The sequence below is a fragment of the Bradyrhizobium guangdongense genome (assembly GCF_006483445.1).
In the GTDB taxonomy this organism is placed as follows: Bacteria; Pseudomonadota; Alphaproteobacteria; order Rhizobiales; family Xanthobacteraceae; genus Bradyrhizobium; species Bradyrhizobium guangdongense_A.
In genome coordinates this window covers 14,694-40,007 of sequence record NZ_PPPT01000093.1, presented here as the reverse complement: position 1 = coordinate 40,007, position 25,314 = coordinate 14,694, and the positions used below count along the sequence as shown (strand labels likewise).

The 25,314-nt window shown below is 64.2% G+C and carries 26 protein-coding genes; 8 read left to right on the top strand and 18 right to left on the bottom strand.

The window, feature by feature from the left end:
- The 5 genes from C2U70_RS13710 to C2U70_RS13690 all read right to left on the bottom strand — a co-directional run.
- Positions 1-463: efflux RND transporter permease subunit (locus C2U70_RS13710; protein WP_186294240.1), on the bottom strand; the 463-nt coding region annotated here is incomplete at its 3' end.
- Between the two features lie 75 nt (positions 464-538).
- Positions 539-1,729 carry an efflux RND transporter periplasmic adaptor subunit gene (locus C2U70_RS13705; protein ID WP_140978594.1) on the bottom strand — a complete coding sequence of 397 codons (1,191 nt, stop codon included), beginning with the start codon at positions 1,727-1,729 and terminating at the stop codon, positions 539-541.
- 1 nt (position 1,730) lies between these two features.
- Positions 1,731-2,417 (bottom strand): TetR/AcrR family transcriptional regulator, encoded by a 687-nt coding sequence (locus tag C2U70_RS13700; RefSeq protein ID WP_186294239.1) that lies wholly within the window; start codon positions 2,415-2,417, stop codon positions 1,731-1,733.
- A 403-nt stretch (positions 2,418-2,820) separates the two neighbouring features.
- Complete coding sequence (locus C2U70_RS13695) at positions 2,821-3,411, bottom strand: thiamine pyrophosphate-dependent enzyme (protein ID WP_140978591.1); 591 nt, start codon at positions 3,409-3,411, stop codon at positions 2,821-2,823.
- Positions 3,408-3,941 (bottom strand): thiamine pyrophosphate-binding protein, encoded by a 534-nt coding sequence (locus C2U70_RS13690; protein ID WP_140978589.1) that lies wholly within the window; start codon positions 3,939-3,941, stop codon positions 3,408-3,410. The genes C2U70_RS13695 and C2U70_RS13690 overlap by 4 nt, the downstream gene beginning before the upstream one ends.
- A gap of 103 nt (positions 3,942-4,044) precedes the next feature.
- On the opposite strand from C2U70_RS13690, the gene C2U70_RS13685 reads away from it, so the two are divergent.
- The 4 genes from C2U70_RS13685 (at position 4,045) to C2U70_RS13670 (ending at position 8,674) form a co-directional block, all read left to right on the top strand.
- Positions 4,045-5,265 carry a cytochrome P450 gene (locus tag C2U70_RS13685; RefSeq protein WP_140978587.1) on the top strand — a complete coding sequence of 407 codons (1,221 nt, stop codon included), beginning with the start codon at positions 4,045-4,047 and terminating at the stop codon, positions 5,263-5,265.
- A 19-nt stretch (positions 5,266-5,284) separates the two neighbouring features.
- Complete coding sequence (locus C2U70_RS13680) at positions 5,285-5,959, top strand: potassium channel family protein (RefSeq protein ID WP_140978585.1); 675 nt, start codon at positions 5,285-5,287, stop codon at positions 5,957-5,959.
- Between the two features lie 288 nt (positions 5,960-6,247).
- Entirely contained in the window at positions 6,248-6,448 is a 201-nt protein-coding gene (locus C2U70_RS13675) for a hypothetical protein (RefSeq protein WP_140978583.1), read from the top strand.
- Between the two features lie 63 nt (positions 6,449-6,511).
- A complete protein-coding gene (locus C2U70_RS13670; RefSeq protein WP_140978581.1) occupies positions 6,512-8,674 on the top strand; it encodes a B12-binding domain-containing radical SAM protein in 2,163 nt (720 codons plus the stop codon).
- On the opposite strand, the gene C2U70_RS13665 is transcribed toward C2U70_RS13670, so the two are convergent.
- The 10 genes from C2U70_RS13665 to C2U70_RS13620 all read right to left on the bottom strand — a co-directional run bounded on the left by C2U70_RS13665 (position 8,646) and on the right by C2U70_RS13620 (position 18,446).
- Positions 8,646-9,095, bottom strand: a complete 450-nt coding sequence (locus C2U70_RS13665) for a retropepsin-like aspartic protease family protein (RefSeq protein ID WP_140978579.1) — start codon at positions 9,093-9,095, stop codon at positions 8,646-8,648. The two genes, C2U70_RS13670 and C2U70_RS13665, sit on opposite strands and share 29 nt — an antisense overlap.
- Positions 9,096-9,116: 21 nt before the next feature.
- Positions 9,117-9,980, bottom strand: coding sequence for a sugar phosphate isomerase/epimerase family protein (locus C2U70_RS13660; protein WP_140978577.1), 864 nt, complete (start codon positions 9,978-9,980; stop codon positions 9,117-9,119).
- Positions 9,980-11,170: a dihydrodipicolinate synthase family protein gene (locus tag C2U70_RS13655; RefSeq protein ID WP_140978575.1), complete on the bottom strand. Its 1,191-nt coding sequence runs from the start codon at positions 11,168-11,170 to the stop codon at positions 9,980-9,982. The genes C2U70_RS13660 and C2U70_RS13655 overlap by 1 nt, the downstream gene beginning before the upstream one ends.
- Before the next feature lie 11 nt (positions 11,171-11,181).
- On the bottom strand, positions 11,182-12,333 hold the full coding sequence (locus C2U70_RS13650) for a Gfo/Idh/MocA family protein (protein ID WP_140978573.1): 1,152 nt from the start codon (positions 12,331-12,333) through the stop codon (positions 11,182-11,184).
- Positions 12,330-13,727 (bottom strand): hypothetical protein, encoded by a 1,398-nt coding sequence (locus tag C2U70_RS13645; protein WP_140978572.1) that lies wholly within the window; start codon positions 13,725-13,727, stop codon positions 12,330-12,332. The genes C2U70_RS13650 and C2U70_RS13645 overlap by 4 nt, the downstream gene beginning before the upstream one ends.
- 6 nt (positions 13,728-13,733) lie before the next feature.
- The gene (locus C2U70_RS13640) at positions 13,734-14,582 is read right to left on the bottom strand and encodes an ABC transporter ATP-binding protein (RefSeq protein ID WP_140978570.1); all 849 of its coding nucleotides are present in this window, start codon (positions 14,580-14,582) and stop codon (positions 13,734-13,736) included.
- Positions 14,579-15,559 (bottom strand): ABC transporter substrate-binding protein, encoded by a 981-nt coding sequence (locus tag C2U70_RS13635; protein WP_433960676.1) that lies wholly within the window; start codon positions 15,557-15,559, stop codon positions 14,579-14,581. The genes C2U70_RS13640 and C2U70_RS13635 overlap by 4 nt, the downstream gene beginning before the upstream one ends.
- A gap of 52 nt (positions 15,560-15,611) precedes the next feature.
- Positions 15,612-16,421 (bottom strand): ABC transporter permease, encoded by an 810-nt coding sequence (locus C2U70_RS13630; protein ID WP_140978566.1) that lies wholly within the window; start codon positions 16,419-16,421, stop codon positions 15,612-15,614.
- A gap of 251 nt (positions 16,422-16,672) precedes the next feature.
- Complete coding sequence (locus C2U70_RS13625; RefSeq protein ID WP_186294238.1) at positions 16,673-17,383, bottom strand: TetR/AcrR family transcriptional regulator; 711 nt, start codon at positions 17,381-17,383, stop codon at positions 16,673-16,675.
- 214 nt (positions 17,384-17,597) lie between these two features.
- Positions 17,598-18,446, bottom strand: a complete 849-nt coding sequence (locus C2U70_RS13620; protein ID WP_140978564.1) for a VOC family protein — start codon at positions 18,444-18,446, stop codon at positions 17,598-17,600.
- 217 nt (positions 18,447-18,663) lie between these two features.
- On the opposite strand from C2U70_RS13620, the gene C2U70_RS13615 reads away from it, so the two are divergent.
- The gene (locus C2U70_RS13615) at positions 18,664-19,557 is read left to right on the top strand and encodes a sugar kinase (protein ID WP_140978562.1); all 894 of its coding nucleotides are present in this window, start codon (positions 18,664-18,666) and stop codon (positions 19,555-19,557) included.
- Entirely contained in the window at positions 19,557-20,474 is a 918-nt protein-coding gene (gene rbsK / locus C2U70_RS13610) for a ribokinase (protein WP_140978560.1), read from the top strand. The genes C2U70_RS13615 and rbsK overlap by 1 nt, the downstream gene beginning before the upstream one ends.
- Here rbsK and C2U70_RS13605 read toward each other — a convergent pair whose 3' ends face one another.
- The gene (locus C2U70_RS13605; RefSeq protein WP_140978558.1) at positions 20,475-21,695 is read right to left on the bottom strand and encodes an NAD(P)/FAD-dependent oxidoreductase; all 1,221 of its coding nucleotides are present in this window, start codon (positions 21,693-21,695) and stop codon (positions 20,475-20,477) included.
- Positions 21,696-21,928: 233 nt separating this feature from the next.
- Between C2U70_RS13605 and C2U70_RS13600 the strand changes: the two genes are divergently transcribed.
- Both C2U70_RS13600 and C2U70_RS13595 read left to right on the top strand, forming a co-directional pair.
- On the top strand, positions 21,929-22,720 hold the full coding sequence (locus C2U70_RS13600) for an enoyl-CoA hydratase/isomerase family protein (RefSeq protein ID WP_140978556.1): 792 nt from the start codon (positions 21,929-21,931) through the stop codon (positions 22,718-22,720).
- Complete coding sequence (locus tag C2U70_RS13595) at positions 22,717-23,298, top strand: histidine phosphatase family protein (RefSeq protein ID WP_140978554.1); 582 nt, start codon at positions 22,717-22,719, stop codon at positions 23,296-23,298. Before C2U70_RS13600 ends, C2U70_RS13595 begins: the two co-directional genes overlap by 4 nt.
- Here the strand turns inward: C2U70_RS13595 and C2U70_RS13590 are convergent.
- Together C2U70_RS13590 and C2U70_RS13585 are read right to left on the bottom strand one after the other, a co-directional pair.
- Complete coding sequence (locus C2U70_RS13590; protein ID WP_140978552.1) at positions 23,291-24,631, bottom strand: TRAP transporter large permease; 1,341 nt, start codon at positions 24,629-24,631, stop codon at positions 23,291-23,293. The two genes, C2U70_RS13595 and C2U70_RS13590, sit on opposite strands and share 8 nt — an antisense overlap.
- Complete coding sequence (locus tag C2U70_RS13585; RefSeq protein ID WP_140978550.1) at positions 24,628-25,212, bottom strand: TRAP transporter small permease; 585 nt, start codon at positions 25,210-25,212, stop codon at positions 24,628-24,630. Before C2U70_RS13585 ends, C2U70_RS13590 begins: the two co-directional genes overlap by 4 nt.
- Positions 25,213-25,314: the final 102 nt, after the last annotated feature.

Here is a 25,314-nt window from a genome sequence, read left to right as displayed (position 1 = left end):
CCGAGATCGCCGAGCCCGATAATTCCTCCGAGGAGAAGCCGAGATACATCACGGCCGTGGTCTGGCCCGTCGTCTTGGTGACGATCGGATCGTTCGATTCCTTCGGGATCAGGTATTTGACCGAGTTGGTCTTGGCGAGAACTTCGGTCAGCGCCTGGTTCGGATCGAAGTTCAGCTTGATGTAGACCTGGATCGTCGAGGTGCCCTGCACCGACGACGAGGTGATGTAGTCGACGCCTTCGGCGGAGGCGACCGCCTGCTCGATCGGCGTGGTGATGAAGCCCTGGATCAGGTCCGCGGACGCGCCGGGATAGACGGTCGTGATGTTGATGACCGTGTTCGACAGTTTTGGATATTGCCGGATCGGCAGCACCATCGCCGCGCGCAGGCCGATCAGCAGGATCAGCAGGCTGACGACGACCGACAGGACCGGACGTTTGATGAAGATATCGGTAAATGCCATTGCGGCGATCTCGAATTCGTTGGCTTGAGAGACATGATCCGGCCGAGCCGGATCATGCTGTCGTTGAGCGCGTTATCAGTAGCGCGGCGGTTGCGCCGGGATCTGCGGCGTTGGATCGGTCGAAATCGACACGGCAGACCCCGATTGCAGCTTGAGCTGGCCGACGGCGACGACCTTGTCGCCAGGCTTCAGGCCCTTGAGGATCTCGACACGCCCCTCGACCCGGTTGCCCGTCTGCACGAAGGTGCGCACCGCGCTCAGGTTGGTCTTGCCGTCCTCTTCCTTCTTCTCCGTGATCACGAAGACCGAGTCGCCGTAGAGCGTGTAGTCGACCGACGTCTCCGGAACGGTGACGACCGCCGGCTTCTCCGGCAGCACCACCGTGGTGGTCACGAACATGCCGGGCTTCAGGATCTTCTCGGGGTTGGCGATCGTGGCCTGGACGCGGATGTTACGCGTGTCGCTCGCGATCTGCGGCTCGATCGTGGTGATCTTGCCCTCGAACACGCGGCCCGGATAGGCGTCGACCCGGAGACGCACGACCTGGCCGACCTTGAGCTGACCGGAATCCTTTTCCGTCACCGTGAAGTTGGCCCACAGCTCCGAGAGATCGGTCAGCGAGACGATCGCGGTGCCCGCAGTGAGATACTGGCCGACTTCGACCTTGCGGACGCCGAGATCGCCCTCGAAGGGCGCGCGCACCAGCTTCTGCGAGATCAACGCTTCGGTCTTGGCGATGCCGGCCTGCGCCTGATCGTAGGATGCCTGGGCCTGGTCGACGGTCGCCTGCGGACCAAACTGGCGCGAGGCGAGCTGCTTGGCACGCTCGAGCGTCAGCGCGGCCACGGTCGACTGCGCCTTGTAGTTGGCGAGGTCGCCCTGCTCCGGCGCGTCGAACAACTGCACCAGCGGCATGCCCGCGGTGACATGTGCGCCCGGCTCGAACTTGATCTCGGTGACGCGGCCGTTGACGTCGGCGGTGACGTTGACCTGGTGCACGGCGGCGAGCTCGCCGACCGCGGTCAACAGGTTCGGGATCACTTCGGACTTCGCTTCGGCGGCGCTGACGGCCACCGGCGGCGGCTTGTTGTTGGCGAAGAACTGCTTGATCATCTGGCCGCGGAAGGAATTGAACCAGACCAATCCTCCGACCAGCGCAGTCAGCAGCGCGCCAATAATGATGAACCAGAGCACCGGCCGGACCGGCCGCTTCGGCGCCTTGTCGATCGGTTCGCCCGATATTTTGTGTTCAGCCACGATGTTCATGTCATGCACTTTCTGCAATCGCCTGACTGCCCGCACCCGGCGCCAAGGCGCGGTCCAGATGCGAAGCAATTGCGGCGTCGTTAAGTCCGATACCTCTCAGGAGAAACTCACAGAGCTGCCGTTCGAGAGCGCTCGACGTGCCATAGGCGAGGCACGGCGTTGCCGGCAGCCTGGTCAACGCGGCCATCATCACGGCATGATGCGCGAACCAGAACAGGTTGAGCGGGTCGCCTGGGCTAGGCGTCGCATCGCCGGCAGCAATCGCACGCTCCAGCGAGGCGAGGAAGACCGCCCCGATCAATTTTTCGATCTTGGCGTACAGGAGGCGGGCGAATTCGCCATCGTCCAGATGGCTAGTGGCCATCAGGCGCAGGCGCTGCGCCTCTTCCTGGTCGGGCCCGTCGGCGATCTGCACGAAGTGCTCGACCATGCCGCGGATCAACTCCACCAGCGTCGCCGTCGACGGCTCGCGTTCGAGCAGGTCCGCCAGCGCCGGGTCGGCCTCGCACTCCTCGGAGAGGATCTCGGCGTAGAGCGCGGCCTTGGACGGGAAATGCTTGAACAGCAGCGCCTCGGAAATGGCAGCCGCAGCCGCCACGCTCTTGGTCGTGGTGCCGGTATAACCATGCCGTGCAAAGCAACGTTTCGCGGCGCCGAGGATGAGTTGCCTCCTCAGGTCGCTCGTCATACGCAATGAGCTCATGCTAGTGAGTAAGCACTCACCCACGCAAAAGTCAAGCATTATATTGCAGTGCAACCTAAGTGGATTGCGAACTCAGAAGGATATCAACGCGTTCCGACGATCGCGAAGCCACGGGCGCGCAGGCCCCGCCGGTCCGCATCCAGCGACCGGAGCCGTGCCAGAACTTGACGGGATCTGGTTGGTTTGGGGCGCAATTGGCACTGAACGGTGCCGGAGGCGCATGGTCCAACACTGTTCGCAAGGGTTCATCCCGCACCTTGCAATTTCAGCACGATGCACCTGATTTGCCCGACGGATCAGGAGCAGTTTCGTAAACTCCGCAGCCGCTCACGCCTCCCCTCGGCTACTGTGCATGGGGTTGTTTTCGACCCTTTTTTTCAGACGGCCCTCAGATCGGCGCAAACCCGAGATCGCCGCGCATGCGGTTGACGATGTAGGTGCCGTCCCGCGTCGGCAGGATGCGCTCCACCTCGGCGCTGTCGACCTTCACATTGGCAAAGCGCGGCCCGGCTGCGACGTCGTGGACGGATCTGGCGAACGCCTCGACCTCGGCCATGGTCGAGATGCTGCGGCTGTCCGCAATGCCGCAGGCTTTGGCGACGCCGACGAGGTCGGCCGCGGCGGAGGTGTGGCTCGCCTGCCCGCCGGTCTCGCCATAGCGCTCGTTGTCGAGCACGAGGATCGAGAGGTTGGCGGGCTTCTGCAGGGCGATGGTGGCAAAGCTGCCCAGGCCCATCAGCATCTCGCCGTCGCCGGTGATCACCAGCACCGGGAGCTTCGGCTGCGCCAGCGCCAGGCCGAGGCCGATCATGGCAGCGCCGCCCATGCCGCCCCAGAGGTAGAAATTGCGCGCATGGTCGCCGGCGGCGCAGATGTCGTTGGTCGATGCGCCGAGGCCGCCGATGGCCACCACATCCTTGCGGTTCGCGAGCAGCGCGGAGACGACATCGCGGCGGTTGAGGAGATTGGCCTTGCTCATTTGGTGAAAACCTTGGCGCCGATCAGGCGCTGGGACAGCAGAACGGCGGTCGGGGTCAGCGCGTTGTAGGCTTGCGCGGCGGCCGCCTGCAGCACGTCGGGCACCTCCTGCGCATTCGAGGCACGCAGCACCTGCACGCCGGACAGCTCGAACACGCCCTGCGTGGTCGACCCCATCGGCACCTGCCAGGGATTGTACTCGCCCCACTCGCCGCGCATGGTGACCAGCGTCAGGAACGGAAAGCGCAGGATCGGGATCAGCGACAGCATGTTGATGCAATTGCCGACGCCGCTCGACTGCATCAGCAAGACCCCGCGCTGGCCGCCGGCCCAGGCGCCCGCCATGAGCGCGATACCCTCCTCCTCCGTCGTCAGCGGAATGCCGCGCATGGTGGACGAACCCAGCACGCGCTGGATCAGCCTGGAATGCCCGGCGTCGGGCACGTAGGGCACCTGGCGCACGTCGAAGCGCTCCAGCGTGGAATAGATCGCCTCCGGCCAATCGGAAGAGGTTTTGTTATCTGCGAGCATGGGCCTTTCCGGGATGGATACGAAGGGCAGCGGACTGTAGCGTGCAACGGACTTTGCGGAAGACGAAAAACGGCATATCAGTTTTCGAAAAGAGAATGGCAGCATGACAGGAAATGCACGCGACCTCGCCGCCCGCTTCGATCTCGAGAAGCTGACGCAAGAATTCTACGACGACCCCTATCCGACTTATCGTGCACTGCGGGAGAACGAGCCGGTCAAGCGCCTGCCGAACGGCACGGTGTTCCTCACCCGCTACGACGACCTCGTCACGACCTACAAGAACACCAGGACGTTCAGCTCCGACAAGAGACGCGAGTTTGCGCCGAAATACGGCGACACCCCGCTCTTCGAGCACCACACCACGAGCCTCGTCTTCAACGATCCACCTGCCCACACCCGCGTGCGCCGCCTGATCATGGGCGCGCTGTCGCCGCGCGCGATCGCCGGGATGGAGGGCGACCTCATCAAGCTGGTCGACGGCCTGCTCGACGCCATCGCCGCCAAGGGCACTTGCGAGCTGATCGGCGATTTCGCGTCAGCGATTCCCATCGAGGTGATCGGCAATCTGCTCGACGTCCCCCATGACGAGCGCGCGCCGCTGCGTGATTGGTCGCTGGCGATTCTCGGCGCGCTCGAGCCGGTCGTATCGGCGGAGGCCGCCGCGCGCGGCAACACCGCCGTGAAGGACTTTCTCATCTATCTCCAGACGCTGGTCGAGCGCCGGCGCAAGCGGCCCGGCAATCCTGATCGCGACGTGCTGACACGCCTGATCCAGGGCGAGGAGAACGGCGAACGGCTGACCGAGAAGGAGCTCTTGCACAACTGCATCTTCCTGCTCAACGCCGGCCACGAGACCACCACCAATCTGATCGGCAACGGCCTCGTCGCGCTGCAGAACAATCCCGAGCAGAAGCAGCGGCTCATCGACAATCCCGACCTGATCAAGACGGCGGTCGAGGAGATGCTACGCTATGAGAGCTCGAACCAGCTCGGCAACCGCATGACCACCGAACCGGTCGAGCTCGGCGGCCTTACACTCGACGCCGGCACGTCGATCACGCTCTGCATCGGCGCCGCCAACCGCGACCCCGCGCAGTTTCCCGATCCCGAAACTTTCGACATCGCGCGCACCCCGAACCGCCATCTCGCCTTTGCCACCGGCGCGCACCAATGCGCAGGCATGGCGCTGGCGCGGCTCGAAGGCGCCATCGCGATCTCACGCTTCCTCGCGCGTTTCTCGAACTACGCGCTGAGCGGCCGGCCGGTGCGCGGCGGCCGCGTCCGCTTCCGCGGCTTTTTGAGCGTGCCGTGCTCCATCGGCTGAGCCCAGCGACGAGGACCCGATGAAACTGGCTGAAATCCGCGAGCGCTGGGCCGACCCTCTGCTGACCTGGCTGACGATCCTGCTCAGCATCATGATGTTCGTGGTCGCGCCGCTGCAGGCGCTCGGGATATTCGCGTTTCAGGTCTCCGAGCTGTTCCTCGCGATGCTTTTGGTCGGCGGCATCTTCGTGATCTCGGGAAGCCCCGTTGCCGTCATCGCCATGCTGGTCGCGCTCGTTCTGATCGTCACCGCCGCGATCCTGCGGCTCCGCTCGCCGTCTCTCCTCGACCTCAATCTGTTCGCCGCGTCCTGGTTCATCGTGGGAACGACGATGGCATGGGCGGTGGCGCGCGCGACGTTCGGGCCGGGACGCATCACCTATCACCGCGTCATCGGCGCGGTGCTGCTCTATTTGACGGTCGCCATCATCTTCGCCGCGCTCTTCACCCTGGTCGGATCGCTGGTGCCCGATGCCTTTACCAGCCTGAAGGTCGAGGACAGCCCCGCCCTCGCGAGCAAAGTGATCTATTTCAGCTTCGTGACACTGACCACCACGGGCTATGGCGACCTGTCGCCCCTGCACCCGATCGCGCGCAGCCTCTGCAACCTCGAGGCCATCTTCGGCCAACTCTATCCCGCCACGCTGCTGGCGCGCCTGGTCACGCTCGAGCTCGAACATCGCAATCGAGAGTGAGCTCCATCGCAAGCCTAGCGCCGCCGGCTCAGGGTTCCCGATCCCGTCGCGGATGAGCACGGAGACGTTCGCGCGAAAGTTGCAAACCTGCGACAAAGTTGACACTCTTACACAACACAACCTTTTGTTGACGCGCTCCGGCCGCAGGCCTATAAATTTCGCTCGCGATATTTGCGACACTGCGACTTCGATAGGTCATTGCGCTTTCGCTCATTCCGGCACCCTGAGATTGCGATCCCGCCGGACCCTTGACGAAAGATTTCTCCCAACGCGGCGAGGAGGCATCCTATGGCAGCAGCCAAGAATACCGAGCACAAGGTTGTTTTGACGATCCCCGATATCGGGCTGACCAAGACTCAGATCAATTCACTCAAGAAGAATTTCAAGAACGAGGTGATCACTCACCTCGGCGGCGCCGAGGTTCTGGCGCGACGTCGGATCGTCGTGGTCGTCGTCGTCGTGATCGTCTTCTCGCAGGCGAAAGTCTGACGGGTTGCGACCGGCCAGCGCGCCGGCGTCCAGCACCGCCCGCAAATTCGAAGGCGGCGAGCCATGATGCATGATCGATCGGTGACGCCTGGTCAGGCGGCTCATCGGGCACCCTGCGTTGCCGGCGGCGGCGCGCTAAGAATGTGCCTGGTCGGCCCGCCGACCGTGACCGATTTCGAGGATCCCGAGGTCGCGGAAAGCGAGGCCATCCGCCTCATCGCCGAGCATGCCCCGATCGGCGTGCTCAGCCTTGCGGCCGTTCTCGAACAGCACGGCGTCGTGCCGCAGATCGTCGACCTCAACCGGCTCTACTATGCCTATCTGCGCGCGCCGGGCGAGGCGGCGGCAAAGCCGGACTTTTGCAGCTATGTCGCCGAGGAGCTCGACAAGCTCGCTTTCGACGTCCTCGGTTTCAGCTCGATCTGCAGCAGCTATCCGCTGACGATCCGCATCGCGCGGGAGATGAAGCAGCGGCGCCCGGACGTTCCCATCATCTTCGGCGGCCCGCAGGCCTCCGTGGTCGACGTGCCGACCATGGAAGCCTATCCATTCGTCGACTTCGTCGTTCGCGGCGAGGCCGAGGAGACGCTGCCGGCGCTGATCGAGGCCATCGCGGCCGGAGTGAAGCCTGAAGGCATCCACGGCGTCACCTATCGCGACGGCAACCGGCTGGTGCGTGCCCCCAATGCGCCGATCATCGCCGACCTCGACGCGATCCCGCTTCCCGCCTTCCACCTCTATCCCGAGCTGAAAGACTGCCATTACGTGCCTCTCGAGCTCGGCCGCGGCTGTCCGTTCGCCTGCACCTTCTGTTCGACCAATGACTTCTTCCGGCGCAACTTCCGGCTCAAGTCGCCGGAGAAAGTCATCGAGCAGATGCGAAAGGTCCGCGACACCTACGGCATCACCACTTTCGATCTGATCCACGACATGTTCACCGTCGACCGCAAGCGCGTCATCGCGTTCTGCGAAGCTGTCATCGCGACCGGGGAGACGTTTTACTGGAACTGCAGTGCCCGCACCGACTGCATCGACGACGACATGATCGCGACCATGGCGCGCGCCGGGTGCAAGGCGATCTTCTTCGGCATCGAGACCGGATCGGCGCGCCTGCAGAAGATCGTCAAGAAGAACATCGACCTCGACGAGGCCACGGCGCGCCTCGTCGCCACGGATCGCAACCAGATCACGACCGCCGTGTCGTTGATTACCGGCTTCCCCGACGAGACCATGGACGATCTGCGCGACACCGTGCACTTCTTCGTGGACTCGCTGCGGTTCGATTTCGCCGAGCCGCAGCTTCACATCCTCGCGCCGCTCGCCGAGACGCCGCTGGAATCCCGCTTCCGCAGCCGGTTGGTGTTCGACGACATCCTGTCCGACATGTCGCATCAGGGCTGGCGCCAGGATCCGGTCGACCGCGAGATGATCCAGCAGCATCTCGACATCTTCCCCAACTTCTACTCGATCCCGACACCTGCGCTCGATCGTGCCTACTTGCGCGAATTGCGCGACTTCCTGCTCAACGGCTCCGCCCGCTTCCGCTGGCTGCTGGTCGCCCTGCACCAGGATTCCGGCGACGTCACCAAATCGTTCGAGGCATTTTGTGACTGGTACGCCGCTCATCCCGACAAGGGGCCACGGCCCGGCCTGCAGGAAAGCCGCTACTACGCTTCCCTGACCTTCCGCGACGACTTCTTCGAATTCGTGCGCGACGTCTACGCGCCACACTTCGCTCGCACCCCGCGGGTGCTGCATTCGATCATGGATTATGAGCGCGCCTTGATTGCCGAGACGCCTTTGCCCACCGAGACCGCGATCGACGGCCACGACGTCTCCGACATCACGCTGGTGCCAAAGCTCATCGATGGTGTCGTCCTGACCGAATGCACCGCCGACTACCAGCGCATCATCCGCTGCCTCCGACGCAAGGGCGATTTGCGCCGCATTCCCCGCAAGCCCGCGACCATCGCCACGCGCCAGCACGCCGACAAGCGGCTCGACGTGGTGCTGCTCAGCCCGCTCTCGGCGCAGCTCCTGAAGCTCTGTGACGGCGAGCGCGCGATCTCCGACATCGCAACGCGGCTCGTGCCGGCGAGCCGGTCGATGGCAAACATCCCCACCGACAAGGTCTGTATGTTCGGGCTCGAGGTGCTGCGGCAACAGGGCCTGATCGCCCTGCACCGCGAGTCCGCGATCAGCGCTTCGCAGCCTTACGCGTCCTGACCGCCGGGCGCTTGAGCCGCAGCAACCCGCGCGGATAATCCAGCGTCACGACAAAGCCTTTCAGGAAGTTGTAGCCGATCAGGCCGGCGACCTCGGTGCCGAGCCGCTGCGCGATTTGCTCCAGCCCCATCACAGCCACGCCGAGATTCCGCGCCGTGTGGGGGCCGAGCCGAAGGCTTTTGAGCTTGGCAAGACGCGCTTCGATACGGCCGCCGGCGCCGATGGCGGTCGGCCGCTTGCCCTCCGGCCGAAGTCCGACGGCCGCGGCCGTATCGGGCGTGATCACGCAGAACGATGCGCCGGTATCCAGCACGAAATTGAACGGCCCTTGCCCGTTCACCTCGGCTTCGACCATCAGGAGCGGACGGGTCGGGCTGATGCGAAAGCGAATCGCCCCGCGCGGCGCTGACGTCCTCGCCATCTGATGTCCTCAGTGTCCCATTCACACCACCGTGCGGTGCCGTTCGATGCAGGTCCGCAGCACCTCCTCCATCGGCCGGCTCCACCAGTCGTGGGAGAATATCTCGATCTCCGAATAGCCGGAATAGCCTTGCGCCTCGACGGCTGATCGCACCGATTTGATGTCGATGACGCCGTCGCCCATCATGCCGCGGTCGTTGAGCATGTCCTTGGTCGGCACCAGCCAGTCGCAGACATGGAACGCCAGCAGGCGATCCTTGCCGGCGCGCGCGATCTGGCTCGTCACCTCGGGATCCCACCAAACATGATAGACGTCGAGCGCGACGCCGAGCACGCCGGTTCGATCAGGATCGAGCCGCTCGCAGAGATCGAGCGCCTGCTTCGTCGTGTTCACGCAGGCGCGGTCGGCAGCATAGGCCGGATGTAGCGGCTCGATCGCCAGCGGCATCTTTGCCTGCTTGGCGTAGTCGAGCATCTCCGCCAGGGACTCCTCGACCTGTCCGCGTGCCGCAACAATGTCCTTCGATGCATCGCTGCCGGGCCGTGAATATTGCGGCAGGCCGCCGACGACGAGCACGATGCAGGGCGCACCCAGCGCCTTGGCTTCATCGACGCAACGGCGATTGTCGTCACGCACCTCGATGCGGCGCGCCGCATCCGACGTGAACATCCCACCACGGCAATAGCCTGACAGCTCGAGCCCGGCATCGCGCACCGCGCGCGCCGCGCGATCGAGCCCGACGGCTGCGACCTGGTCGCGCCAGGGGTCGATGGCGCGGATGCCGTGCTTCGCGCAGGCGTCGATAATCTCGACCAAATTGCCTTGATTGCGGACCGTCGCCGTGTTGAGCGACAGCCAGCGGTGGTCCGACGAGAAATCACGCATCAGGATTCGATTCCACGCAGCGCCAGCACAGCCTTCATCCGCCGTCTCGCGAGTTCCGGATTGGCGAGCAACCCGGCCTGATCGGCCAGGCGGAACAGTTCGGCGAGGTGCAGCGTCGAGCGCGTGCTCTCCTGACCGCCAACCATCGTGAAGTGATCCTGGTGGCCATTGAGATAGGCCATGAACACGACGCCGGTCTTGTAGAAGCGCGTCGGCGCCTTGAAGATGTGGCGCGACAGCGGCACGGTGGGCCCCAGCACGTCGTGGAAGCCGGCCTGATCGCCGGCGGCGAGCCGCGACAGCGCATAGGACGCCGCCGGCGCGATTGCGTCGAAGATGCCGAGCAGCGCGTGCGAAAAACCTTGTTCGTCGCCGGCGATCAGCTCCGCATAGTTGAAATCGTCGCCGGTATACATCTTGATCCGCTTGTCGAGACGGCGGCGCATGTCGATCTCACGCTGCTTGTCGAGCAGCGAAACCTTGACGCCATCGACCTTGGCGGCATTGCCGTTGATGATGGCAACTGCCGTGTCCATCGCCCTGTCGAGATCTTTTGTGCCCCAGTAACCCGTGAGCGCCGGATCGAACATGTCTCCGAGCCAGTGGATGATCACAGGCTCGCGGACCTGCGACAGCACGCGGTCATAGACCTTGGCGTAGTCTTCCGCATTGCGCCCGAGTTTTGCCAGCGCGCGCGACGCCATCAGGATGATGCGGCCGCCGACCTTTTCGACCGCGGAGATCTGCTCCTCATAGGCGCGGATCACGTCGTCGAGGCTTTTGGCGTCCTCAACCGCGAGGTGATCGGTGCCCGCGCCGGAGAACACCAGCGCATTGCGGCGTTTCGCGGCGGCGACCGAGCGCGTGATCAGCTCCAGCGAGGTCGGCCAGTCCAGCCCCATGCCGCGCTGTGCGGTATCCATGGCTTCGGCAACGCCGAGGCCGAGATCCCAGACGTGCTCGCGGAACGCGATGGTCTTGTCCCAGTCCACAGCCGCCGAGAGCCACGGGTCATTGTCGGCCAGCGGATCGGTCACGGTGTGCACGGCCGAGAACGCGACGCGGTTCAACGTGCCTTCCAGCTTCGCCGGAAATGTCCGCGACGCCGCGAGGCGATAGATCTCGATCGAGCGGTCGGCCTTCGGCAGCTTCAGCGACAGCGACGACATCGGCAGGACGGGCTTGTTCATGGCTCCCTCCGTTAGACCTTGATCGGCGCGACGTCGATCCAGCGCCGTTCCTTCCAGCTCTTCAGCGCACACTCCGCGAGCTGAACGCCCTTGGCGCCTTCGAGCAGCGTGAACTTGTAGGGCGCATCTTCGCAGACGTGGCGGATATACATCTCCCACTGCTCCTTGAAGCCGTTGTCGTAGGCAACGTTGTCGGGGACCTTCTGCCAGTCACCGTAGAAATCGTGCGTGCGCTTCTCGTCGGGATTCCACACCGGCCGCGGCGTCGCCTGGCGGGCCTGGATCATGCAGTCGGAGAGACCGGCCACAGCAGAACCCAGCGTGCCGTCGACCTGGAAGGTGACGAGATCGTCGCGATAGACGCGCGTCACCCAGGACATGTTGATGTGGGCGATGATGCCGCCCTTGAGCTGGAACGTCGCGTAAGCCGAGTCGTCAGCGGTCGCCTTGTACTTCTTGCCCTCTTCGTCAAAGCGCTCGGGAATGTCGGTGTTGCCAATGCAGACGACGCTCTCCACGTCGCCGAAGAGATTGTCGAGCACGTAGCGCCAGTGGCAGACCATATCCAGAATAATGCCGCCGCCGTCCTCGCCGCGATAATTCCAGGACGGCCGCTGCGCCTCCTGCCAACCACCCTCGAACACCCAATAGCCGAACTCGCCGCGCACCGAGATGATGCGGCCGAAGAAGCCGGAATCGCGCAGGAAGGCGAGCTTCTTCAGGCCGGGCAAAAACAGCTTGTCCTGTACCGTGCCGTGCTTGACGCCCTTGGCATTGGCGAGCTTGACGACCGCGAGCGCCTCCTCGAACGTGGTGGCGATCGGCTTCTCGCAATAGACGTGCTTGCCGGCGTTGATGGCGCGAGTCAAAAGACCCGGCCGTGCCTGCGTGGTCGCGGCGTCGAAGAACACCTGATCGTTCTTGTCAGCGAGCGCGGCGTCGAGGTCGGTGGTCCAGCGCTGCACATTATACTGCCTGGCGAGACGCTCGACCTTGTCGGCGTTGCGGCCGACCAGGATCGGATCTGGCATCACGCGATCGCCGTTCTTCAACTTCACGCCGCCCTGCTCGCGGATCGCGACGATGGAGCGGATCAGATGCTGGTTGAGCCCCATGCGGCCGGTGACGCCGTTCATGATGAGGCCGAGGCGCTGGGTGGTCATGCTGTCTGCTCCCTGGGTGATTTCGGCTGTTCAAGCGGAGCGAGCGCCGACCAGTCCGGATGGACTGACGTCGCAAAGCCCGCAGTCGTGAGCGATCCCGTCAGGAGATCGCCGTCGTGAATTTTGAGCCGGATGCCCTGCCCGGCATCTTCGTAGAGATCGGAATGCGCGGCGGCGAAGGCGCGCGCCTCTGTCGCGGGCGTGCCGTCAAAGCCGTCGACATAATGGTGACCATTGCGCTCGGCATGCGTGATGCCGACGAAGGCGCCGAGCGCAAGATCCTGCTGCACCGAGAGGCCGGCCTGGCAGGTGAGGTCCTCACCCGTCACGAAAAAGTCTTCGCCGCCCGCACTCCACTTGGCCGCGCGGGTTGCGTTGACGATCGATTTGTAGAGCCCCTTGCAGGATTTCGAGGAGATGCCGCGATAGCCGAGCGCACGCGCAGCCGGGAACGCATCGTAGGAATCATCGGCCTCGTCGACGATGAAGCCGCGCGCCGCAAGCGAGCCGAGCGGTGCCTGCCTTGTCACATCGCGCGGCATTGGCTGCTCAATGTAGAGCAGCCTCGTTGCGATCGGCCGCAGCGCCGCATCGCGGTCGAGACGATCGACCAGCGCACGGAGCGCCGCGAGATCGGCATACTGCTCGTTGGCGTCGAGCGTGACCTTGAAGTCATGGGCAAGCTTGCCAAGCTCGCTGCCGATGCGCGCCAGCCGCGCGCCATCTGCTTGCGGATCGCCCGACAGTTTTAGCTTGAAATAGCGCGCGCCTGCATTTTCGCGCGCATCGGCTACGCCGCCCTCACCTTCGACCGTATCGTCCAGACCGACTGTGTGCCGCACCGCGACCCGCGCCAGCGGTTTCCGTCCAGACAGGAGCCGCGTGATGTCGGCGCTCGCCAGGTCAGGCGATAGCCGCGAGTCGATGCCTGCAATATTGTCGGCCATGCCCGCAAAGAAGCTGGTGCCACACGCGCGCAACACCGCATCGAGGATCGCCTTGTCGATCTCGGCCGGGCCATAGGCAGCCGCCAGCGGCGGAATGCCCTCCCTCGCACACGCCGCGACCTGCGCGCCGATGCAGGCGGCATGCAGGCCGAACGCCGTGTCGAAATCCGTTTGAGCCAGATAGAGCCCGCGCGCGATCGCGAGCGCACGCCGCAGTTCGTCGACTGTCTGCGCAGGCGTGAGTTGCGGTCGCTTGTCGAACCATTTTGGCACCAGCAGTTCAGCGCTGGCACCGACCGCCGTTCCCCTGCCCTCGACCTCAATCTCGGCGTGCACAAAGAGCTGCGGCGTCGCGTTGACTGTGATCGCGCCGAAGCGGAACGGCCGCGCGAAACGCACGGGACGCTCAAAGAACGCGAGATCTCGCAGCTTCAGGCGCGGCGCCATGGGTCTTTAGTCCAATGAGCCCTGTGAGAAGAAGTGCTTGCGGATGCGCTGCACGAGCTCGGTGAAAACGGGATCAGCCATCACGTCGAGCGAACGGGGGCGCGGCAGCGGCACGTCGTAGATCGCAGCAATCGCGCCAGGACGCTCGGTCATGACCAGCACGCGGTCGGCGAGGAACACGGCCTCCGGAATTGAGTGCGTGATCAACAGCACCGTCTTGCCGGTCTCGCGCTGGATCCGCATCAGCTCGACATTCATGCGCTCACGCGTCAGCGCGTCGAGCGCGCCGAACGGCTCGTCCATCAGCATGATCTTGGGATCATGCACCAGCGCGCGGCAGATCGAGGCGCGCTGCTGCATGCCGCCGGAGAGCTGCCAGGGCAGCTTCTTCTCGAAACCGGAGAGGCCGACCAGCTTCAACAGCGCCTTGGCGCGTTCCAGATATTTTGCGCGCGGCAGCCGCTTCATGTCGATCGGCAGCATCACGTTGGAGAGGATGTTGCGCCAAGGCAAGAGCAGCGCGTTCTGGAAGACGATGCCGACATTGCCATGCGGCTTCGTCACCTTCTCGCCCTCGACCAGAACCTCGCCCGATGTCGGCGGCAGCAGACCCGAGATCAGCTTGAGCAGCGTGGACTTGCCGCAGCCGGACGGGCCGACCACGACGAAGAACTCGCCCTCGTTGATCTGGAAGTCGAGCGGCTGCAGCGACGGCACATCGCCGTCGCGCGTCCGGTAGGTTTTGGACACGCCGGACAGCTTGATGCCCGACGTGCCTGTTCCCGCACGGTCGCTCACCACACGCAAATGCGCACTCGGCTGCACGGGTTCATTGGGTCGCGTCGCTGATTTCACGAGTCGCCCTTCGGCAGGTAGTCGTTGGTGTAGAACGCCTTCGGGTTCTCCTTGGCCTTGGCTTCGAGCCCGCCATATTCGACCAGCAGATTGACCGTGTCGGTCATGTTCTGGTCGGTGACCTGGAACGGCCGCTTGTTCTTGGTCTCCGCGGTCCGGTAGAGCGGGATCGTGAGTTCAAAGCCCTGGGTCAGCGTGTCGATCTTGCCGCCCTTCGGGTTGGCATCGAGGATCGCCTGCGCGGCCGCCTTGGCGTCCTTCTCGGCGGCTTCCACTGCCTTCGTCGTCGCCGACATGAAGCGGCGGACCAGATCGGCATTGCCCTTCACGAAGTCGGTGTTGGCGATGATGCCCGAGGAGACCATGTTGATGCCGTAGTCGGCGAACTTGATCGGGTAGACGTCCTTGCCGGTAGCGTCCTTGATCTTCATCGACTGGTCCATGACGTAGCCGAGCAGCAGGTCGGCCTGGCCGTTGATGACGGCGTTGAGCTTGGTCTGGCCGTCACCGGCGACGGTCTGGAAGTCGCTCTCCTTCAGCCCGGTCTTCTTCAGGAACAGTGGCCAGATCTGGGTCATGGAGTCGGCCGGCGTAATCGCCACCGTCTTGCCCTTGATATCCTCCGGCTTCCTGATGTTCTTCTCGACAAAGCCCATCGCGGACATCGGGCTCGTCTGCAGCAGCACGCCGGTCGCGACCACGGGCGCGCCCTTGATCGCGGCGCGCATCATGGTGGGAACGTCGACATAGCCGAAGTTCGCCGTCTTGGCCGCAACGGCCTGGGTGGTCGCAGCCGAGCCGCGGCCTTCCTGGATCTCGAGGTCGATGCCTTCGGCTGCATAGATGCCTTTGGCCTTGCCGTAATAGAACGGCGCGTGCTCGCCATAGACGTACCAGTTCAGCATCAGCACGACCTTGTCGGCGGCCTGCGCCGGCACCGCCATCAGCGTCGCCAGCACAACGGAAACTGTCGCCATCAACCGCATCATCGCTCGTTCTCCCTTATGTTTTGCTTGTGCTTGTTACTTGTTATGAAGCGAAAATAACGTCCTCGCGCTGGCTGACGTGCCAGGGAATGACCAGCCGCTCGATCCGGTCGACGATCCAGAACAGGACGACGCCGAGCAGCGCCAGGATCACCAAAGCGGCGAACATGGTCGGCAGGTCGAAGGTACCGATCGACCGCTGCATCACATAGCCGATGCCGGAATTGGAGCCGACGAATTCGCCGACGACGGCGCCGACCACGGCAAGCGTCACCGACACCTTCAGACCGGAGAAGATCGCCGGCAGCGCATGCGGCAGGTTCACCGCGCGGAACACCTGCAATCGACTGCCCTGCATGGCGCGGGCGAGATCGACCATGTCGGGGTCGACCGACTTGAAGCCCTGCACGGCAGACACGACGACCGGGAAGAAGCCGAGCAAGAACGCCGAAATCACCTTTGGGATGATGCCGAAACCGAACCAGACGACGAACAGCGGCGCGATCGCAATTTTCGGCACCGACTGCGAGAACACCAAGAGCGGATAGACATAGCTCTCCACCGTCTTCGAGCCCGCGATCAGCATCGCCACGGGAATGCCGAACAGCGCCGACAGCAGGAAGCCGCAGACGGTCGCATAGGTCGTCGGCCAGGACTGCCGCAGCAGTTCCGGCCATTCCGTCCGCAGCACCGCGACGACGTCCATCGGCGCCGGGATCTGGTAGGCGGGGATGCCGAACACGCGGATGGTCACGTCCCAGGCGACCACGATGAACACCAGAAACAGGAACGGCCGTACCCAGGCGGCGTTCACGGTCTTGGAAATCAGGCCCTGCGCCTTGGCCTCAGCCACACGTCTCTCCCGGATGTTCTTTTTGGTTCTGAGGAGAAATTAACCCGTTGGATAAATACTGTCCAGCGCTTTTCCCTGTGACGTTTTGTGCTGGTTCCGTGGCCAAGGGGCTGGGTAGGGTGGGGTAGCCTTGCGATTGCGCGAAGCGCAATTCGCTGGCGTAACCCACCTCCTTTGCATCCGCGGCGACAGACGCGGTGGGTTACGCGTCGCGGGCTTGCGCTTCGCGCAATCCGTGCCGCTAACCCACCCTATGACATCTTAACCGGCTGCGCCGCGCGGGGCTTCGGCGCCTTGACGATCTCGAACAGCTCGGCCGACCGCCCCGTGAGCGCCGCGAGCACCAGGCCGACCATGTGCGCGAGGCGCTCGTCCTTGGCGTCCTTGGCGAGCAGATCGCGTCCGAAGACCACGCTCAGCGTGGCGCAATTCGACAGATAGAAAAAGCACAGCGCCGCGATCGAGATGTAGAGCTGCACCGGATCGACCGCGACCTGGAAATCGCCGCTCTCGACGCCGCGCCGGACCACGGTGCGGATCATCTCGACGAAGGGCGAGTGCATCGACTTCACCTTGTTCGAGCGCTTCAGATGCTTGGCCCGCACCAGGTTTTCGGTCTGCAGCAGCGACAGGAATTCCGGATTGCGCAGGAAATAATTCCAGGTGAACTCGATCAGCCGCTTGATCGCTTCGGGCGGATCGAGATGCTCGAGATCGAGCCCCCGCTCCTCGCCGCGGATTTTTTCATAGGCGCCTTCGAGCACGGCAAGGTAGAGATCATCTTTCTTGCCGACATGATAATAGAGCATGCGCTTGTTGGCGCCGGCCTTGGCGGCGATGCGGTCGACGCGCGCGCCCGCGAGACCGTGAGCGGAAAACTCCTGCTTGGCAGCCTCGAGGATGCGCAGCCGCATGCCCTCGGGGTCGCGCTGCCACTTGAGATTTCGTTTTGCCTTCGCCAACCCGGTGCCCGCTGAGATTGCCCTGCCCGACAGCACTATCATGCGCGCGGCGCCCCGCATAGTTTCGTCATTCCACATTGCGCAAGTGCGCAATGGGGGCGCGCCCTCTTGGGCGCGAGCCCGGAATCCATCGTGCAGCGGGCACGTGGAGGAATGGATTCCGGGCTCGTCGCTTCGCGACGCCCCCGGAATGACGAAGGAAAGAGATCGCCCCCTACGCTGCCGGCTTCGGCGACTGCTCCAGCAGGATCGTCTGGATACCGCAGGTGCCGTTGCGCACGGTCATGACCCGCGTGCCGGGCTTCCTGCCATTGCGGACCTCGCTGACGTCAACACCCGCAGCCATCAGCCGGGCGCGCGTCGCGTCGATGTCGCCGACGCGCCAGCTAAAGCCCCAGAGACGATCATGGCTGGCATCGCCACCGGCGACCGGCCGGCGCACCACTTCGACGACGAGGTCGCCGCAGCGGAAGAACATGAGCTGGCCCCAGTCATGGTGCGAGCGGTCGAGCGCCATGTCGAGCCCGAGCCGCGCGCCATAGAGCGCGGCAGCGCGCTCGGAATCCTCAGTCGCGACCACGACGTGGTCGAGCGCGATGACCGGCCCCGCGCCAGTCTCAGTCGAATGCGGACGCTCCGCGCCAAGCTCCAGGAAGAACATACGCACCCCGCGCGTCAGCTCGGTCGCAGCGCGAGTCCGCTTCCAGTGCAGCACCGCGCCCGATGTGTCATCGCGGCTTTCGACCTCGACGATCGGATCCGGCTTCAGCGCCACCCGGTCGAGCCGGCGGTGCATCTTGTTGATGTCGGCGACGCGGAAGCACAGGCTCGCGAGCATGCCCTCGCGGTCTTCAAGCAGCTCGCGCATCCGGTCCGCTGCCGGGCCCGCGCCGCTCGGCGCCATCAGCTCGATCGACATGTTCTGGAGCGTGAACAGCACGCGGTCGGCACCGTCGCCAGAATTCTGCCAGGACGGCGCGCGGCCGAGCAGCGTTTGATAGGCCGCCTTGGCGGCGCCGATATCGCTGACGAGGGCGACGACGTGGTCGAGACCGGTGATCATTATCCTCCCTTTCGTTTGGACCGGAACTCAAAACCAAAACGCGGCGTTAGTTCCGGCCGGGCTCTGTTACGGCGCCCGGTCTTGGTCGTATTCCGGCCCCCTGCCGACCTCAAGCACCGACCGGATGGGCTTTGCGAATAATTTCGGCGGCCCTTGCCTGGAACCGGTGCTAAGGTATGCCGCCGGCCGGGACCACCCAGCGCATCACGGGAAGACTATGCAGGCTCTCTTTATCGGACAGACCTATATCGACGTTACCTTCATCACCGACCACATGCCGACCGGCGACGAGAAGCACGTGGCCACCGCCTATGCGGTCTCCTTCGGCGGCAATGCGGTCACTGCGGCGTTCTGCTGTGCCAAGCTGGGAATCGTGCCCGATCTGATCGCCACTGTCGCCAATGACTGGCTGGGACGGATGTTCCAGGACATGTGCGCAAAGTACGCGATCTCGCTGCATAACCGGAAGGTGAACTCGTCCTCGCTCTCCTTCATCATGCCCAAGGACGGCAAGCGCGCCATCGTCCGCTGCCGCGACGACGAGCACATCCATCCCTTCCCGATCCTCAATCTCGGCAAGTGCCGCGCACTGCACGTCGACGGCCACCAGCCGGACGCGGCGATCCACTACGCAAAAGTGTGCCGCGAGGCCGGCGTGCTGACCTCGCTCGACGGCGGCGGGTTGCGCTCGAACACGCATGAGCTGCTCGAATTCATCGACGTCGCGATCGTTGCCGAGCGGCTATGCGAGCAGATGAACCTGACGCCGCCGCAGATGCTCGAATATCTCAAGAGCCGCGGCTGCCGCATCGGCGGCATCACCATGGGCGAGAAAGGCCTGCTTTGGTACGGCGAGACCGGTGCGGTCGAGACGTTGCCGGCGATGCCGATCCCGCGCGAGCTCGTGATCGACACCAACGGCGCCGGCGACGTGTTCCATGGCGCCTACATCTATTCGTATCTGGCCCATCCCGGCAAAAGCTGGCGCGAGCATTTTGACTTCGCCCGCGCGGCCTCGACCCACAAGATCCAGCGCCTCGGCAACGAAGCGGGCCTGCCGACCCTTGTCGACATCGCCAAGGTCAGGCACGAGTTCGAGGTCCGCGCCTGATGGGACGCGTCTTCGTTGCCGGCAGCATCAACATGGATGTGGTGGCGACGGCCGACCGGCATCCCCGGGTCGGCGAGACCATCGCCGGCAAAGAGGTGCTGTATTTCCCCGGCGGCAAGGGTGCGAACCAGGCCGTTTCCGCTGCCCGGCTCGGCGCGACGACCACGCTGATCGGCCGGCTCGGCAGGGACGCGTTCGGCGCGGAGCTGAAGGCGTTTTTGGCCGACCAGGGCATCGATCTCGGCTATGTCCAGGAAACAGCAACGGCTCACAGCGGTACGGCGATCATTACCGTTGCCGAGGCCGACAACACCATTGTCGTCATTCCCGGCACCAATGCGCTGGTCAGCGCGGATGACGTTACCGTCGTGCCGCTATTGAAGGGCGACGTCGCGGTCAGCCAGTTCGAGATCCCGCTTCCGACCATCGCCGCGTTCTTTCGCAGGGCGCGCGCGGCAGGCGCAACCACGCTGCTCAATCCGGCCCCGGCGCAGAAATTCAGCCGCGAGCTCCTGGCGCTCGTCGACATCCTCGTGCTGAACGAAACCGAGCTCGGCTTGCTGTCTGACACCGCGCTCAATGAAAACACCGATCACGCCGGCATCATCGAAGCCGCGCAGCGGCTTCAGGCGAACAAGAGCCAGATCATCTGCGTCACGCTCGGCAAGCGCGGCGTGCTCGCGCTCGCTGGCAATGAGGAGCTGGTCGTGCCGGGTCGCATCGTAAAGGCTGTCGACACCACAGGCGCCGGCGATTGCTTCGTCGGCGCGCTCGCCTCGCAATTGGCCGATGGTGTCGCGTTGCGCGAGGCACTTCGTTTCGCCAACATCGCCGCCTCGATCTGCGTGCAGCGGATGGGCGCCGGCCCCTCGATGCCGACGGCGCAGGAAGTCGCCGCCGTCATCGCCGCGCGCTGATCAGGCCAGCGCGCCCTTCAGATCAAAGCTCTCATCCGCCGCCTTCTCCGGCGCGAGTGTGCGGTCCATGCCGAGGAAGCGGCGGCCGAACATGTGATCGCCGGCGCGGTTGACGGATTCGATGCCGAGCAATTTGTCGCCCTTGTAGCAGAACGCCGAAAAGGCCTTTTTCGCGGGATCGCCGCGCAGCACGACCTTGTCGTAGCCGGTGGTGAGGCCCGCCATCTGCAGCTTGTCGTCGCCCTGATCGCTCCAGAACCAGGGCTGGCCGTCATAGACCTTCTTGTCACCGGTGAGCCGCGCAGCCAGGCAGCGGGCATGGTCGGTCGCGTTCTGCACCGACTCCAGCCGCAGCGAGCCGCCGAAGCGCGGGCTGGTGAACAGCGCACAGTCGCCGATCGCCGAGATGTTGGGATCGGCGGTCGACAGATATTCGTCGACGATGATGCCGGAGGCGACCGGCAGGCCCGCTTCTGCCGCGAGCTCGATGTTCGGCAGCACACCGACGCCGACCACGACCAGATCAGCAGGTAGATGCCGTCCGTCGCTCAAGGAGACGCCCGTCACCTTGCCGCCCTCGGCTTCGATGCTGGTTGCCTGCACGCCGAGATGGATGCGGATACCGGCTTCGCGATGGCGCGCCTGGAAATACTCCGACACCTCGGCCGTCACGGCCCGCGCCATCACGCGCGGCGCGAGCTCGAGCACGTCGACCTCGAGCCCCTTGATCCGCGCGGTGGACGCGAATTCGAGGCCGATGAAGCCGGCGCCGATGACCACGACCCGCGTCTTCGACGGCATGATCGCACGCAGCGCCTCGCTGTCGTCGAGGATGCGCAGATACTTCACGTCGGGCAGGTTGGCGTTGGGCAGGTCGAGCAGCCGGTTGCGCGCACCCGTTGCCAGCACCAGATGCCCGTAGTGAAGCGCGTCACCGGAAGCGAGCTTCACCTTGCGCGCCGCGCGGTCGATTGCAGCCGCGCGACCCGCGACCAGCTCGATCTTCTGGTCGTGGTAGAATTTTTCCGGCCGGAACATCAGGCTCTCGGGGCCGCTCGAGCCCTTGATATAGGCCTTGGACAGCGGCGGCCGTTGATACGGCAGATGTGCCTCGTCGTTGATCAGGCAAACGCGACCGGAAAAGCCTGCCTGGCGTAGCGACGCGGCGACCTGGTAGCCGGCATGGCCGGCACCGACAATGACGACAGGACCATCGGTCATCGGAACAGCCCAATTTTCTGGACACAGGCACTACCCATGTCGTCTCCTCTCTCTGATTTTGGCTTGCTGGCCTGGTCGATCGAGGCGTCGGCGCTCGTGTCCGTCCCTAAACGATGGCTTGGCATATTTGAACCTATCGCCCGGCATTAGGCAAGGCCCCGGCGCGCGGGGATTGTCACCCCACCCCTTCTGCGATTTAGTTGCGGCAATGACCTCTTGCCAGGGATTTTTCCATGTCTGCCACCTCGCCTTCCGACGATCCCGCCCTGCTCAGAATCGAAGGCCCGATCGCCACCATCACGCTCAACCGCCCCGCCGCCTACAACTCGATCAATCTCGCGATCGCGCAGAAGCTGGAGCGGCTCGCCGCGCAAATTGAAGCTGACAGCGCTATCAGGGTGATCGTCATCGAAGGCGAAGGCCGCGCGTTCTCCGCCGGCGGCGACCTGCAGACCATCGGTGCGGCGGCTGAAGCCAACAATGTGACGCCGGTCGTCGGCGAGCTGTTGAAACACTATCATGCCTTCATCGAGACGCTCCGGCGGATGCCAAAACTATCGTTGTCGAGCGTGCACGGCTCGGCGGCCGGCGCCGGCATGGGTCTCGCCTTCGTCACCGATCTCTGCATCGCGGCCGAAGACGCAAAATTCACCCCGGCCTATGCCAAGATCGGTGTGTCGCCGGACGGCGGCTCGACGGTCGGCATCGTCGGCACGGTCGGAACCCGCCGCGCGCTTCAGATCTTCCTCGCCGAAGACACGTTTACGGCGCAGCAAGCTTATGAGTGGGGTCTGGTGGCAAAGGTCGTCCCTGCGGCCGAGTTGAAGGCTGCGACACGGCAACTCGCCGCCCGGCTCGCGCAGAACCCTGATGCCGCGATATCAGGCACGAAATCGCTGGTCTACCAGGCGGCCACGACCCCCGTGAAGCAGCAGCTCGACGCCGAGGAGCACCGAATCATCATGGCGATGAATACGGAGGACTTCCGGGTTGCCGTGAAGAAGTTCACGAGCAAGTCGAAATGAACGCGTTGACGCCGGCGCGCTCGTTCTACGGCCTCCGTCACGGCGCGACCGACTGGAATCGTGCAGGCCGCTTCCAGGGCCGGACAGACAATCCGCTGAACGAGGACGGTTTCCGGCAAGCGCACGAAGCCGCGGACATGCTGCGTGGCATCGGCATCAGCCGCATCGTCGCGAGCCCGCTGGTGCGCGCGGCGAAGACGGCCGAGATCATCGCGGACGCGATCTCGGTGCCGCTCACGATCGATGACGGCATCATCGAGTTCGATTTCGGAAGTTTCGAGGGGCTCCTCGTTCGCGACCTCATGACCAAGCACGGCGTCAAATCCGCCACGGGCCTCGTCTCGATCCTGCCCGACGACGGCGAGAACTGGAACGCGATGACCCAGAGGTCGCTGGCTTGCGTCTCTGCGTGGCTCGACCGCCATCCCGACGACGATCTCCTGTTCGTCTGCCACGACGCGGTGATGCAGGGCATGGCAAACTCACTCACCGGCAGCTACTTCAAGAACAGTCACGGCACACCGTTTCGCTACGTACGCCATGCAGCCGACTGGCGCATCGAGCAGGTCGCTATTTAGGACAGATGTAGCCGGTGCCTGCCGGCGACTTGAAGCAGCCGACCGATTCCGGCAGCACGTGCCGCGGCAGCCACAGCACCACGCTCGGAAAATAGATCGCGAACGCGATCGTCGCCAGGAACACGATATAAATCGGCAAGGCCGCGCGTAGCGCCTTGGCAAAGCTGACGCCGACGAATTTCGACGCCATCAATAGCACCAGCCCGTAAGGCGGCGTGATCAGGCCGAAGGCGAGCGTCGCGATCAGAACCACGCCCATATGCACGGCGTTGACGTCGCCCGCCTCCGTCAGCGCGTTTACCAGCGGCATGAAGATGATGATGGTCGGCACCGGTTCGATGAAATCGCCGACCACGGTGAACAGCAGCACCATCAGCAGCATGATCAAATGCGGATCGTTGCCCGCGATCGAGGTGATCCACTCGGCGATGTAGGTCGCGCCGCGCAGATAAGCGAGCATCCAGCCGAACGCGTTGGCGGCGCCGATGGTGATCAGCGGCAGCGAGAAGATGAGGCCCGCGAGACAGAAGTCGTACGGGATCTTGGTGATGTGACCGCGGTTGAGCGCGGGGATCACGACCATAATGATCCAGACCACTGCAACGACGCCGGCCTCCGTCGGCGTGAACCAGCCGGTCAAAATGCCGCCGAGCAGGATGACCGGGATCATCAGCGGAAGGGCCGCATCGCCAGCGGCAAAGGCGATCTGGCGCAGCGGCGCGCGCGGCTTGCGCAGGCCGGACGGTCCGAAGAAATAGCAATAGATCATCAGGCCAAAACCGATCATCAGGCCCGGCACGACGCCCGCCATGAACAGGCCGGCGATCGAGACGTTGCCGACCGCGCCATAGACCACCGCCGTGATGCTCGGCGGCACCAGCGCGGCAATGGTCGAGGCCGACGCGATGATCGCGGCGATGAAGGCGGGCTCATAACCCTCACGCTTCATCGGGCCGCCGAGCGCACGGCTCATCACCGCGACGTCGGCCGTTGTCGAACCCGACATCTCCGAGAAGAACATGCTGAAGACGACCACGACCTGCGACAGTCCACCCCTGATATGTCCGACCAGGGATACCGAGAGATTGGCTATTCGTACCACGACATTGGCCGAGCTCATGAGCTCGCCCACGAGGAGGAAGAACGGGATCGCGAGCAGCGCCTCGGAGTCTACACCGTCAAAAATCTTCTGGATGATCGCGGCAAGTGAGACATCGGACAGGATCGCACCGATGAAGACACCGGCCATCAGCGAGAACGGCACGGGCACGCCGAGATAGCCGAAGGCCAGGAAGCAGACCGACATCAGGGTCAGGACGACGGGCGCGCTCACGGCTGCGCCCTCACCTGCGCTTCGCTGACGGGGAGCGCAGGCACGGCGTCTTCGTCAGGCGGTTCGGGATGGTCAAAGCCGTTGCGCAGACCGTTGACGAGCTGCTCGATCGTGAACAGGCCGATCAGCACACCCGACAGCGGAATGATGGCGTAGAGCGAGGCGATCGGCGTGCCCGACGGCAGGCGAAAGCTGCCGAAGCCGCGGAGATAGTTTTGATAGCCGTACCAGATCAGGACGGCAGCGACGCCCAGCACCACCACGCGGATCACGATCTCGACGATCACCCGTGGCGTGCCGTGCATCGCCTCGGAGATGGCGGTCAGATAAAGGTGATCGTTGCGCCGGGTCGCGGCCGCCGTGCCGATGAAGATCGCATAGATGAACAGCGTCGAGGTGACCTCCTGGAGCCAGAGCCAGGGATGACCGATGGTGCGGGTGACGATGTCGGCCGTCACCGACAGCGAGAAGCCGAAGCACATGAGCCCGCACAGGATCATCAGCGCTATCTCGAGCCAGTCGAGCCAGCGCCATTTGAGGTGACGTTGCCGTTGCACCAGCAATTTGTCGGCGATGGACATCGACTTCCGCTCCAGGATCCTTGCCGTAGAAGCTCTCGTCATGGCCGGGCTTGACCCGGCCATCCACGCCTTAGGCGCGCGGCTCGAAGAAAGACGTGGATG

What these genes read in the sequence shown, in the direction of transcription:
- C2U70_RS13695 (WP_140978591.1), bottom strand. Translation starts at nt 3,411, where the DNA reads ATGAGCAAGGCCAATCTCCTCAACCGCCGCGATGTCGTCTCCGCGCTG.
- C2U70_RS13660 (WP_140978577.1), bottom strand. Translation starts at nt 9,980, where the DNA reads ATGCGTGATTTCTCGTCGGACCACCGCTGGCTGTCGCTCAACACGGCG.
- C2U70_RS13595 (WP_140978554.1), top strand. Translation starts at nt 22,717, where the DNA reads ATGAACGCGTTGACGCCGGCGCGCTCGTTCTACGGCCTCCGTCACGGC.
- C2U70_RS13605 (WP_140978558.1), bottom strand. Translation starts at nt 21,695, where the DNA reads ATGACCGATGGTCCTGTCGTCATTGTCGGTGCCGGCCATGCCGGCTAC.
- C2U70_RS13655 (WP_140978575.1), bottom strand. Translation starts at nt 11,170, where the DNA reads ATGAACAAGCCCGTCCTGCCGATGTCGTCGCTGTCGCTGAAGCTGCCG.
- C2U70_RS13705 (WP_140978594.1), bottom strand. Translation starts at nt 1,729, where the DNA reads ATGAACATCGTGGCTGAACACAAAATATCGGGCGAACCGATCGACAAG.
- C2U70_RS13685 (WP_140978587.1), top strand. Translation starts at nt 4,045, where the DNA reads ATGACAGGAAATGCACGCGACCTCGCCGCCCGCTTCGATCTCGAGAAG.
- C2U70_RS13615 (WP_140978562.1), top strand. Translation starts at nt 18,664, where the DNA reads ATGCAGGCTCTCTTTATCGGACAGACCTATATCGACGTTACCTTCATC.
- C2U70_RS13645 (WP_140978572.1), bottom strand. Translation starts at nt 13,727, where the DNA reads ATGGCGCCGCGCCTGAAGCTGCGAGATCTCGCGTTCTTTGAGCGTCCC.
- rbsK (WP_140978560.1), top strand. Translation starts at nt 19,557, where the DNA reads ATGGGACGCGTCTTCGTTGCCGGCAGCATCAACATGGATGTGGTGGCG.
- C2U70_RS13600 (WP_140978556.1), top strand. Translation starts at nt 21,929, where the DNA reads ATGTCTGCCACCTCGCCTTCCGACGATCCCGCCCTGCTCAGAATCGAA.
- C2U70_RS13585 (WP_140978550.1), bottom strand. Translation starts at nt 25,212, where the DNA reads ATGTCCATCGCCGACAAATTGCTGGTGCAACGGCAACGTCACCTCAAA.
- C2U70_RS13620 (WP_140978564.1), bottom strand. Translation starts at nt 18,446, where the DNA reads ATGATCACCGGTCTCGACCACGTCGTCGCCCTCGTCAGCGATATCGGC.
- C2U70_RS13690 (WP_140978589.1), bottom strand. Translation starts at nt 3,941, where the DNA reads ATGCTCGCAGATAACAAAACCTCTTCCGATTGGCCGGAGGCGATCTAT.
- C2U70_RS13670 (WP_140978581.1), top strand. Translation starts at nt 6,512, where the DNA reads ATGATGCATGATCGATCGGTGACGCCTGGTCAGGCGGCTCATCGGGCA.
- C2U70_RS13700 (WP_186294239.1), bottom strand. Translation starts at nt 2,417, where the DNA reads ATGACGAGCGACCTGAGGAGGCAACTCATCCTCGGCGCCGCGAAACGT.
- C2U70_RS13635 (WP_433960676.1), bottom strand. Translation starts at nt 15,559, where the DNA reads ATGGCGACAGTTTCCGTTGTGCTGGCGACGCTGATGGCGGTGCCGGCG.
- C2U70_RS13650 (WP_140978573.1), bottom strand. Translation starts at nt 12,333, where the DNA reads ATGACCACCCAGCGCCTCGGCCTCATCATGAACGGCGTCACCGGCCGC.
- C2U70_RS13675 (WP_140978583.1), top strand. Translation starts at nt 6,248, where the DNA reads ATGGCAGCAGCCAAGAATACCGAGCACAAGGTTGTTTTGACGATCCCC.
- C2U70_RS13680 (WP_140978585.1), top strand. Translation starts at nt 5,285, where the DNA reads ATGAAACTGGCTGAAATCCGCGAGCGCTGGGCCGACCCTCTGCTGACC.
- C2U70_RS13665 (WP_140978579.1), bottom strand. Translation starts at nt 9,095, where the DNA reads ATGGCGAGGACGTCAGCGCCGCGCGGGGCGATTCGCTTTCGCATCAGC.